The organism is Persicitalea sp. (assembly GCF_041751555.1).
Lineage (GTDB): Bacteria > Bacteroidota > Bacteroidia > Cytophagales > Spirosomataceae > Persicitalea.
In genome coordinates this window covers 1-9,429 of sequence record NZ_JBGSXF010000507.1, presented here as the reverse complement: position 1 = coordinate 9,429, position 9,429 = coordinate 1, and the positions used below count along the sequence as shown (strand labels likewise).

At 51.9% G+C, this 9,429-nt stretch carries 5 protein-coding genes; all 5 read right to left on the bottom strand.

The annotated features are described in order from the left end of the window. Positions 1 to 249: 249 nt before the first annotated feature. Positions 250 to 1,731 carry a RagB/SusD family nutrient uptake outer membrane protein gene (locus ACEW8P_RS18035; RefSeq protein ID WP_373514467.1) on the bottom strand — a complete coding sequence of 494 codons (1,482 nt, stop codon included), beginning with the start codon at positions 1,729 to 1,731 and terminating at the stop codon, positions 250 to 252. A gap of 114 nt (positions 1,732 to 1,845) precedes the next feature. Further along, on the bottom strand, positions 1,846 to 5,022 hold the full coding sequence (locus ACEW8P_RS18030) for a SusC/RagA family TonB-linked outer membrane protein (protein ID WP_373514466.1): 3,177 nt from the start codon (positions 5,020 to 5,022) through the stop codon (positions 1,846 to 1,848). 408 nt (positions 5,023 to 5,430) lie between these two features. Further along, positions 5,431 to 5,838 (bottom strand): RNA recognition motif domain-containing protein, encoded by a 408-nt coding sequence (locus ACEW8P_RS18025; protein WP_373514465.1) that lies wholly within the window; start codon positions 5,836 to 5,838, stop codon positions 5,431 to 5,433. Between the two features lie 56 nt (positions 5,839 to 5,894). Further along, a complete protein-coding gene (locus ACEW8P_RS18020; protein ID WP_373514464.1) occupies positions 5,895 to 8,747 on the bottom strand; it encodes a family 78 glycoside hydrolase catalytic domain in 2,853 nt (950 codons plus the stop codon). A gap of 57 nt (positions 8,748 to 8,804) precedes the next feature. Next, positions 8,805 to 9,429 (bottom strand): phosphoenolpyruvate hydrolase family protein (locus ACEW8P_RS18015; RefSeq protein WP_373514463.1); only part of this gene is annotated, 625 nt, incomplete at its 5' end.

Here is a 9,429-nt window from a genome sequence, read left to right as displayed (position 1 = left end):
GACTCGATACCCACCGTATTCAGAAAACCTTTCAGGTAAGCTGTCGCCGGATAGGGCGTGTTGAGTTGCGTGAAGGGGGGCGTGAGGAAAAGAACTTTGTTCAATGGATAGTGGATAGTGGATAGTTGAGAGTTGAGAGTTAAACTAAGATTGATGCAAAGGTAAAACAAAACGCCCGCCCCCGTACTGGACGGAAGCGGGCGTTTTAAGTGAATTATATTCAATAATTCACTAATTCAAAATTAGAACTCAAAGCGGGTTCTGCACGAGAGCTTTATTGGCGTTGAGTTCGCGGCGGGGAATCAGGAACTCCCATTTCACATCCCCGGCGGGTACGTCGAAGATCACGGCGACGGCAGGGTTGTGGTTGGCCCCGTTACGGTCGAGCGGCATATTCAGGCGCTTCAAATCCAGGAAGCGGTGGCCCTCACCCCAGAGTTCGATGCGGCGCTGGAAGTAAATCTCTTCCAGCAGGGCGGCTCCCGTCTTAGTGGACAGTTTGTAAGCCGGATCACGCTTGCTGGCCAGTTCAAAAAGTACTTTAGCGGCATCGGCCTCTTTGCCCTGCTTGGCCAAAGCCTCGGCTTCGATCAGATACATTTCGGCAGCCCGCATATAGGGGATGTCGCCCTGCGTACTGGTAGAAGGCGTGCCGGGCAAGCGGAATTTCTGGTTCATGAAGGGTACCCGTACGCCACCGGGAGGCGTTATGGAATTATCTTTCGTAGGCTTCTCGACCCACAATTTCTTGCGCACGTCCGTTTCCGGGATCTTGGCGTATAGCAAGCTGTTGATCGCCTTGGGCGTTTGCCGGATGTTGGACGAGTTGTAATTTGACGAGATATAGGAATGGTAAGCACCAAAGAACTCCGACTGATCTTCCAGGTGATCGAATCCCCAGATCCACTCAGGATTCGTGAGGTCGGCAAAACCATCCTGATACTGCATAATCGACATTAGCGGGTAGCCTTTGCGAGCGGCGACGGCATAAGTGGCCGCATCGGCCCAACGTTGCTGCACCAGGGCCACGCGGGCCAGTAAGCCATTAGCCACTTCTTTGTTGATGTGTGATTTTGCCACACGGTTAGAAGTCAGTAAAGCGACGGCTTCGGTCAGATCTTTGTTGATTTGAGTATATACCTCTTCGACCGTATTGCGGGGCACGCCTTCCGTGGTGGGGGCAAGTACCAGCGGTACGCCCAGTTGAGTATTAGGCTTGGCGGCGGCGTCGTAACGCTTCCCGTAAAGCTGAACCAGGTTGAAGTACGAAAAGGCCCGTAATCCGAGTGCTTCACCCATTAGGCGGTCACGATCCTCCTTTGGGCCGACAGCGTCGGGGAGGTTTACGATGGCAAGATTGGCGTTACCAATCAAACGGTAGTACATCTGGTAAGGCGTTTCGGTCAGGTTGAAAGCTTCGTTGCGGTGGCTCAACCAGCGGCCTTCGCTAAAATGCCAGCCATTCGAAGAATTTCCGAACACCAAATCCTCACCCAGTACATCCTGGATGATCATGAGGGCTGGATACCCGAAAAAACCCTGTGAACTCTGGTAACGTACTACCATCGCACGGTAGATGCCATTGATGGCTGCAGTAGCGTTTTTGGTAGTCGAAAAAGCGGCCCCGGCGTCCACACTAGCCGTGGGCGTGGTGTCGAGGTAATCGTCGCTGCAGGATATAGCCGACATACACCCAATCGCGATGGTCAGCGCAAATAGTTTCTTTTTCATACTGAAATCAATTTTGAATTAGTGAATGAGTGAATGAGTGAATAATGGGTTAATAGAATAGAGTATTTATTTTTTTATTCTATCATTCTATCATTCACTCATTCAAAATTATTTTTAAAGCGTGAATGAAATTCCCATAACCATACTCTTGGAGGGGCTGTAGGAGTTGTTGGTAATTCCGCTGAAGTCCCGCTGGACATTCATTCCTTTGCGTTTTGAAAGCAGGAAGAAGTTCTCAGCACTGACGTAAAGCTGCAGGTTCTGCGTGAAGACCTTGGAGGCGAGGCTTTTGGGGAACTGGTACGACAGTGTTACGCTGCGGATGTTCAGGTAGCTTCCGTCGATCAGCCAGCGGTCGGAGGTAGCGTCGAAATCGCCCGTCCGGCCCTCGTCCATGCGAGGTACGTTGGTGATGTCGCCGGGGTTCTGCCAGCGGTTCAGGATATCGACGTGCTTGGCACTACCGTAGCCGCCTGAACTCATCAGACCCTGGTAGGCACCATCGTAGATTTTGCCACCGATCTGGTACACCAGAATTCCCGACAAAGTCAGACCCTTATAGCTGAACCTGTTGGTAATTCCGCCCATCAGTTTGGGGATAGAACTACCATTGTAATGGAAACGCCCGTTGTTGATACTCGTCGTCAGCGTGTCGCCAGTTTCGGTGATACGCGAGTTGGAGGCATTGAAAGTTTCGGCCCGGTACTCCACTTCTCCCGTTTCGGAATTGATACCCACGTACTCACGCAACCAGTAGTCGTAGATCGAAGAACCCACGCTGTACTTTTTGGTACCCGTGATAATTTCGGGAGTCTCCTCCGGCATTTTGGTAATTTTGTTTTTAAAACTTGTCGCATTGAATCCAATCGCCCAGGTAAAGTCCTTTTTACGGATAGGCTCAAAATCAAATTGAAGCTCTATACCGGAATTGGACAGTGTGCCGATGTTGCGCGTCTCGGTGTTGATTCCTGACGACCAAGGTAGCGGTACTTCAAAAATGAGGTTAGACGACCGACGGTCGAAGTACTCGACCGTACCCGAGACGCGGTTATTGAGAATGCCAAACTCGAGAGCCACGTCGAATGCATTACTGGCTTCCCATTCCAGATTCCGGTTACCGAGGCTGCTTTGCAAGATACCCGCTTCGGTGGCGTTGTTCCAATTCAGGTTATAGAGTGGCTGCCAGGCGTAATAGCTGATGTCAGCTCCGGCTTGCGTGTTTCCTCCACCGTCGTTACCCGTTTGTCCGTACGAGCTGCGCAATTTCAACTGGTTGATGATAGGGATAGATTTGATGAACTCTTCCTGATCCAGTCGCCAGGCACCGCTGAGGGAGTAAAAAGTACCCCAGCGGTTGTCCTTATAGAATTTACTGGAACCGTCACGCCGCGCTGAAGCGGAGATAAAGTACCGCTCGTCGTAATCGTAATTGACACGGGAAAGGTATCCCTCCACCCGCCGGATGTTGTACTGCGAAGTAAGGTTGGTCGTGGTCGTGAAGTTGATCAACTCGACGTTACCATCCAGAATCTGCTGCGAGCGAGAGCCATCCAATCTATTGTCTGTTACCTGGAAATTTTCGTGGCCCACCAGCACACCGAAATTGTGGTTTCCAATCGACTTGTCGTAGTTCAGCAGTTGGTTGAGGTTGTAGCCTGTAATGTTCACAAACTCGTGATTCGCCCGGCCAGCCGGGGCACCATCTCCGATGATCGGGTTGCCGAATGTTACGTTGTTGATGTTGGTTATGTCCACACCGACATTGCTGGTAAAACGGAAGTCTTTCAGGAATTTGACCTCGGCGTATGCCCTGGCTCCGATAACATTTCGACGGAAAAAGTTCTGGTTCAACTCGGTTTCAGCCACCGAGTGCCGTCCGCCATATTGAGGGCGGTTGGGCAGACCCAGGGCATTGAGGTTACCAAAGTCATAGCGACGAGTACCATCGGCATTGGTCAGGAATTGACCGGGATTGGCCGGGTCGAGTGCGTACACGGGATAAATCGGCCCCATGTTTCTGGAAAAATTGAAGGGGTTTACGAAGGTATTGCTGCTCCCGGCGTCGGCCTGGTTCGACTTGATGATGGTGGCCGACAGGTTCGCCCCGGCTTTGAACCAGGATTTCATTTGGCTGTTGACGTTCATCCGTCCCGTAAAGCGGTCGTAGTCCGAGCGAATCAGGTAGCCCTTGTCCCGCAGGTAGGACATGGAGATGTAGTAGTCCGACTTCTCCTGCGCACCCGAAAAATTGACATTGACCTCATCGCGGCTTCCCTGGCGAACCAGGGGAGCAAACCAATCCAGGTCGGACTCATCGTAGAGCAGTTGGGCGTTGGGGTTCATTTCCCCAGACGAGTTCACCAGTTGATTGTTTGGTACGTTAAAGACATTATACCCTACCAATGAAACAACTCTTTCTGTAGCATCGGCACTGGCTACGGCCAAATCCACAGGCTTGCTGGCGCGGTAAGCCTGGCTGTTGCGGTAGGCTTCCCACATCAACGGGTAATAATTTCTTGGCCCTACGCGGTCGTACTCAGGCAAGCCGCGCGAGTTCACCCCTTTGGTGTACTTTACATTGATGTTGTTTGCCCCAAGCGTACCTTTTTTGGTCGTGACCATCACCACGCCGTTCGCGGCCCTCGATCCGTAAAGGGCGGTGGAAGCCGCATCTTTCAGGATCGTAATTTTCTCGATGTCGTCGGGGTTGAGGTTGGCTATGCTGGCCGTGTAAGGAATCCCGTCCACTACGTAAAGAGGGTCATTTCCTGAATTGATCGAGCCAAAACCCCTGATCCGAATGTCGGGAGCAGTGCCCGGCTGACCACTGCCAGCGGTCGCTATCACCCCAGCGGTAGTACCCGCAATGGCGCTGGTAATATTCGTAATAGGCCGTACTTTCAGATTCTCGGCATCAATAATACCCGCCGAACCCGTGAAGTTGGCTTTCTTGGCACTACCGAAAGCCAGCACCACGACTTCCTCCAAATTAGCCACATCGGGGGCTAACGAAATATTTATCGTGGATTGGTTGCCCACCGTAACTTCCTTAGCCAGAAAGCCTACAAAGCTGAATGACAGCACATTATTGCGCGAAGCAGCCATGCTGTACCTGCCATCGGCTCCCGTGGTAGTACCCCGCGTGGTGCCTTTCACCACCACGCTCACGCCCGGCAGCGTACTGCCGGTTTCGTCGGTCACGGTTCCCGTGACGGTCATGTCCTGGGCGAAGGCCGACAAATTTGTCAGCAAGGTGCCCAGCAACAGAAGTAGTAAAGAGATTCTTCTCATGTTTAGTTGGTTGGTTTGTTTGATAAAAATTTAAAACGGATAAGCTTGAAATAGCCGTCAATCGGCTAATAGATTTTAAATATCGGTTGCCATTGCAACTATTGGATAAGCAAAATTTCGCGCAAATATAAGTGTATAATATTATTACTAATCAAATACAGGTTTTTTTTTCGAAAAAATCATCAGAATTTTTCTTTTAAAAGGAAATGAAAAACTTAAATTTCTGTTTTTCAATAGTTTAAAAACTCTGTTTTAAAACTATTCCAAGAATCAGAGTTCACTATCAACCCCATTCGAACAGCACTATTCCATTATTGGGCAACTAGAAATGCAGTTTTTCCCCTGGAAGAATCAGTGTAGACTCAGCAGTTACGAATTCAAGAAGAGGAAGGTTGCAGGCCAGGCGAACTATTTTTTCTTTGAATTGGACTTTTTACCAAAACCCGGCCGACCACTGCTGGGTCGGTGCGTTGAGGCAGGCTTGGCGGCGTCTGGCTTAGCGTAGCGGTCGCGGGAGAAATTTGTCGGTTTGGAAGCTTTGGGTTTTTCGGCGCGGCTTTCGCGACCTTCGTCGCGCTGGTACTTAGTTTCGTTTACTACCAGCGGCACGCCGTCGATTTCGCGACCATTGAGCGAGGCGATAGCATCGAGTCCCTGCAAGCGGTCAGGCATCTTGACGAAGCCGTAGCCTTTGCTCTGCTTGGTGTCGTAATCGATCACGACGGTAGCCGAAGAGACCGCGCCGTATTTCTCGAATATTTCCTGCAAATGCCATCTCCTGAGCGTGAGGGGAAGACTACCGACGAAGATTTCCATAAAGCAAAGGCTTTGAAAGGGGTACTTTTTTTGCAAAAGTACCCCTTTTTTTGGCTCTACTTCATTTTGCTTTTGATTTCATAACTACCTGAGCCGACAGATAGGATAACGAGACCACTCTGACTATCGCGAACTTTCATTTCGGCAGAGGAAGTTACTTTTTTACCATCCACCAGAACATCCGTCGCCGAACGCGCCGGGACAAAGATATCGGCGGTTGTATTGACCGGAACGGTAACGTTCATCACTAAGCCGTCATCGCCCTTATTCCACGCTGACTCGATCAAACCATTGATGCTGTGGTAGCTGGCATTCAATCGACTGATGCGGTCGGGGCCGGATTTCGGATCTATCTCAGGTCGAATCCTGAGATGCCGGAAGCCGGGATCTACCGCCTGAATTCCTGCTGCGTTGCCGAACATCCACTCGCAGACTGCCCCGAAAGAGTAATGGTTGAAGGAATTCATAGCGGCATTGTAGCGGAAGCCGTCTTCTTTGGTGTAGCTATCCCAGCGCTCCCAGATAGTCGTGGAGCCATTGGCCACCTCGAAGCCCCAGGAAGGAAATTCGGTACTTAGAAACAGATCGTAGGACAAATCGGAGTGTCCGGTAGCCGACAGGGCGGGTAGCAGCGGCTTGGTACCCAGAAAGCCCGTGGCTAGTTTGCCGCTATTCTGGCGAAGAAGTTCAGCCAGGTACTTGCCCATTTGCGGCATCGCTTTGGGGGGTACTATGTCCATATAAATGGCATTGGCGTACGCCGTTTGGGTGTGAGCCATAAAACCAAGCTTCCCGTCCACATAGCCTGCCCCGTCGCCGTAGGGCAGCGTATCACTTTTAAAGCGGCCGCTGGAAGCCTGATAATGGTCAAGTAACGCTTTACGCACATTCTGACCCATTTCCTGGAAGCGCTTCTGGTCGTCAGGCTTGCTGATAGCTATGGCCATTTCGGCCATCAAATCGGCGCAGTAGGCAAAGTAGAACGATGCCAGCATATCGGGCGGCGTCTTTTTCCCAAAGGATAGCCAATCGCCAAAACCGCCTTTCGGGCTGAGGTCTTCGAAAGTAGCTTCGGTAAAGAAGTCTTCACCCTTACTTCGCTTTTCCAGAAAATCCATGAAATGCACCATATTTACCCATCCTTCTTGGATCAGTCGGGTGTCACCGTAGCTGCGGTAAATCTGGTAGGGACATATGATCCCTGCCTCCATCCAACCCGGCGAGTAGGTGTCGGACTTGCGCAGATTAGGGCGCGGGGCGTAGAGGGGGTACGCGCCGTTCTCGTACTGCGCATCGTTGAGATCCACCGTCCATTTTGTAAAGAATACCGACACGTCGCGGTTGAAGGTGGCCGACTTCACGTACACGTGGGCGTCGGCAGTCCAGCCCATGCGCTCGTCGCGCTGGGGGCAGTCGGTCGGGATATCGATGTAGTTAGAGCGCTGCGTCCACTCGATGTTGCTGTACAGCTGGTTGACCATCGCGTTGTCGGTTTCGAAGGTACCCACCTTGGGTAGTTCTGAGCCGATGACCAGTCCCGTAATCGTTTCGGGAGTAGGTGCCGTCCGCAAACCGCTGATTTCAATGTATTGAAAGCCCTTGTATGTGAACTTTGGCATCCATTCTTCACCAGCCTTATCTCCGTTAAGGATATAGGTATCCGTCGCCCGCGCCATGCGTAGGTTTTCGGTCATTAGTCGCCCATCGGGGAAAAGCTTCTCGCCGTAGCGCAGTCGGATGGAATCGCCGGCCTCACCCTTCACGCGCAGCCGGACGGTGCCCGCGAAATTCTGTCCCATGTCCAGGATGTAGGAGCCGTCAGGTCGCAGGGTTTGGCTCTTTACGGCGAGGATTCCGGTGATCTGTACTGGCTGAGCAGGATACGTCTGCACCAGTCGGCCTGGACGGTCGGGATACACCCCGGCCTTTTGCCATTTCTTGTCATTGAATCCGGGCTTTTGCCAATCTGGCCATTCGAGACGGGCGTCGTAGGTTTCGCCGTGCATGAGGTCAGATTCCAGCAGAGCACCGAAGCTGGCTCTCCACTTTTGGTCAGTGCCAAAGGTTTCGATATGACCGTCGGAATATTCCACTTCCAGTTGAGCTTTTAGTAGCGGTACTTTTCCGTAAAATGCCCTTACCACCGGATTCTTAACTAATAAAGCGTAGCCCAAATAACCCGCGTACCAGCCGTAAGAAAGTTGGGAACCAAGGACGTTGATGCCAGACTTTATTTGCTCGGTCACGTCGTAGGTTTGGTAGTACACCCGCCGATCGTAGTCGGTCCAGCCGGGCGTGAGGAAATCTTCGCCTGTTTTTTTGCCGTTAATCGAGAATTCGTACAAACCCAGGGCAGTGACGTACAGCCGAGCCTTGCGAAAACCCGGTTTGACCTTTATTTCGTGGCGCAGGTACGGCGCGGGGGGTAGTTGGTAAATTTTGCCTCTGCCCAGCGTGTCGGGGTCGAGGCCAATCCATTGCGCCTGCCATTCCTTTTTGTCAAGAAGCCCCATTTCCCAACGGGCAGCTTCGCTCCACGCACCCGCTTTGCCATTTTTATCCCAACTACGTACTTTCCAATAGCATATCTGGCGCGATGCCAGTTTTTTACCAGCGTAAACTACCTGCGCGGTGGCGCGGCCACTCACCTTCCCGGAATTCCAAAGGTCAGCGCCTTGCTCCGAAAGTTTTTCCGGTGAAGTGGCGACAAGAATTTGATAAGCCGATTGTAATTGGTTGCGTTCCGACGAAGTAAGCTCCCAGCTTAATCGAGGAGCGGAAACATCCGTGACCGGACTGACTTTGTATTCGGTGCGGAGGTAGGTAGCTACCAGATCCTGGGCGAATGCCCAGTTCGACATGAGGGTTAGAAGAAGGGGTACCAAGACAATGGGTGGGAGCTTTTTCAACGGTAGCGGTTTTGTTAATACAATACCAATAGGACGCGGAAACTACCCCAACCTACTCTACTTCCCCAAAGTCAAAGCTTTGAACCTTCTCGTCAAATCGGTCAGCGACTGCTCCACGCCCATCCGTTCGAGCGACGATGCTCCCACGAAGCCGTGCATATCGGATTTATCCAAAACTACCCGTACATCTTCCGGCGTGTTGATTGGGCCACCGTGGGCCAGGAAAAAAATGTCAGGATTTATGGCTTTCCCTGCGTCCATGATCGCCTGGCTGCGCTCGATGGCTTCGTCCATGCTAACGGTAGCCTCCACTACCCCGATGGAGCCACCGACGGTGGTGCCCACGTGGGCAATGATGGCGTCCGCACCAGCTTCGGCCATTAGCGCGGCTTCTACGGGTTTGGCAACATATACAATCGAGAACAAGTCCATTTTCGAAGCCAGCTGCACCATCTCCACTTCTTTGTCGAAGCCCATGCCCGTTTCCTCAAGTACTTGCCGAAAATGGCCATCCACGATGGACTGGGTCGGAAAATTGTTGATTCCTGAAAAACCCATATCCCTGACTTTAAGCAGGTGGTGCCACATCCGGCGGCGTGGGTCAGAGCCATACACGCCGCAGATTACGGGGACCTCTTCCACCACGGGTAGTACCTCGTACTCGCCGATTGCCATGGCCTCA